We start from the raw sequence: 2,568 nt of genomic DNA, 5'->3' as shown, positions 1-2,568 counted from the left end.
CGAGATCTCCGGCGCCCCCGCCGATCCCGCCACCGCCGACCCGCGGCACCGGATCACCAACACCAGGGGCGGCTTCGTCCGCGACTTCACCTTCGACCCGACCGGCTACCGGCTGGCCGCCGACCGGCTGGCCCGGCTGGACCGGGTGTTCCACTGGTCGCTGTACGTGGCCCGCGAGGCGCTGCGCGACAGCGGCCACCTGGAGCGGCCCGAGCTGCTCGGCCGCACCGGCCTGGTGCTCGGCAACTACTCGTTCCCGACGCCCGGTTCGGCCCGGATCAGCCTGCCGCTGGTCGAGCAGGCGGTCCGCGACGGCCTGGCCGCCGGCGGCCTCGGCCCGCTCGACGCCTCGCCGGCCGGGCCCGCCGCCGACCCGGCCGACGCCCGCGTCAGTGGCGCCCCGGCCCGGATCGTCGGTGCCGCGCTCGGCCTCGGCGGCCCCCGGTACGCGCTGGACGCGGCCTGCTCCTCGGCGCTGTACGCGCTGAAGCTGGCCTGCGACCACCTGGCGGCCGGCCAGGCGGACCTGGTGCTGGCCGGCGGGGTCTGCGCACCGGACCCGACACTGATCCACCTGTCCTTCTCGGACCTGCACGCCTACCCGGAGAACGGGTTCAGCCAGCCCTTCGACAGCCGGTCGGCCGGCATCCTGACCGGTCAGGGCGCCGGGATGTTCGCGGTGCGGCGGCTCGCCGACGCGCAGCGCGACGGGGACCGGATCCACGCCGTGATCGACGGCATCGGCCTGTCCAACGACGGTGCCGGCCGCCACCTGCTGGTACCGGGCGAGGCCGGCCAGCACCGGGCGTACCAACTCGCCTACGCCGACGCGGCCGTGGCACCGCAGGAGATCGACTACCTGGAGTGCCACGCCACCGGCACCCCGATCGGCGACGCCACCGAGGCGGCCTCGGTGGCCGCGTTCTTCGGCCCGGCCGGCAAGGTGCCGCTGCTCGGATCGGTCAAGGGCAACATCGGCCACCTGCTGACCGTCGCGGGCCTGAGCAGCATGCTCAAGGTGGTGCTGGCGATGCGGCACGGCCAGCTCCCGCCGACCATCGGCGTCACCGAACCGGTCGCCGGCCCCGACGGCCCGGTCGCCGGTGCACTGGTGCGCACCGGCCGCGCCTGGCCCGCCGGGCCGGGGGAGCGCCGGGGCGCGGTGTCGGCGTTCGGCTTCGGCGGCACCAACGCACACGTGGTGCTCTCCGACGCGGCCGCCGCCCGCGAACCGGCACCCGAGCCGGTCGCACCGCCCGCGCTCGACGTGGTCGGCGTCGGCGCCCACTTCGGCTCGCTGACCACCGCCGCCGCGTTCGAACGGGCCGTGCACGACGGCCAGGATGCCTTCGGGCCGCTGCCCGAGCGCCGCTGGCGCGGCCTGGAGCAGACCGCGGACGGCGCGCTCGCCGCCGCCGGACTCACCCGCGACGCGCTTCCCGCGGGCGGCTTCGTGGACTCCGTCGGCGTCGACCCGGTCGACCACCGGATCCCGCCCGCCGACCTGCGCAACTACAACCTGCAGCACGCCCTGATGTCCGAGGTCGCCGACGAGGCGCTCGGCGACGCCGGGTACAGCCGCGACAGCGCCCCCGGCCAGGGCGGACCGGCGCCGCGCCGGGTCGCCGTGGTGGTGGCGATGGAGATCGAGCCCAGCGCCCACCTGCACCTGGCCCGCCACCGGCTCGGCACCCACCTGCACGAGCTCTTCGACCGGGCGGGGCTCGACCTCACCGAGGCCCAGCGGGTCCGGCTGACCGAACTGGCCCGCGACGGCGTGCACGAGCCGATCGTCGCCAACGAGGTGCTCAGCTACATCGGCAACATCATGGCCAGCCGGATCTCCTCGCTGTGGAACCTCACCGGTCCCTCCTTCACCATCTCCGCCGAGGCCGCCGGCACCGCCCAGGCCCTGGAGCTGGCCCGGCTGCTGCTGCTCGACGACACCGTCGAGGCGGTCCTGGTCGGCGCCGTCGACCTGGCCGGCTCCCCGGAGAGCCTGCTGCTGCGGGTCAACGGCACCGACGGCGCGCCGGTGGCCGGCCCCGGGCTGACCTTCGGCGAAGGCACCCAGGGCTGGCGGATCGGCGAGGGCGCCGGCGCCGTGGTGCTCACCCGGCCCGGCGAGGGCGCCCGCCCCGCCTACGCCCGGCTGGACGCCGTCGCCGTGCGGCACGCCGTCCCCGTCGACGGCGAACTGCCCGAGGCCGACGCCGGTGCGCTGGCCGACGCGGCCCGCCAGGCGCTCGCCGAGGCCGGCATCGGGCCCGAGCGGCTCGGCTACCTGGAACTGCACGCCGGCGGCACCGACGCCCAGGACGGCGCGGAACTCGCCGCGCTGGCCGCCGTCCACCCGGCCGGCACCCCGGGCCCCGCCCTCGGCAGCGCCAAGGCGCAGCTCGGCGACGCCCAGGGCGCCGCGGCGATGGCCGGGCTGCTGCGCGCGGTGTTCGCCCTGCACCACGGCTACCTGCCCGGGGTCCCGGGCTGGCAGCGTCCGGCTGCCGAACGGGCCGGGCAGCTCGCCGCCACCGGCTGCTACCTGCCGGACTCCTCCCGCCCCTGGCT

General features: G+C 77.1%; 1 protein-coding gene. It reads left to right on the top strand.

Going from position 1 to position 2,568, the window contains the following annotated elements:
* The coding region (locus tag AA75_RS38175; RefSeq protein WP_304441513.1) for a beta-ketoacyl synthase N-terminal-like domain-containing protein at positions 1 to 2,568 on the top strand (2,568 nt) is incomplete at both ends.

The sequence above is a fragment of the Kitasatospora sp. MBT63 genome, assembly GCF_000710465.2.
In the GTDB taxonomy this organism is placed as follows: domain Bacteria; phylum Actinomycetota; class Actinomycetes; order Streptomycetales; family Streptomycetaceae; genus Kitasatospora.
Note: the sequence above shows the minus strand (reverse complement) of the source record. Positions and strands in the feature narration are given on the sequence as shown.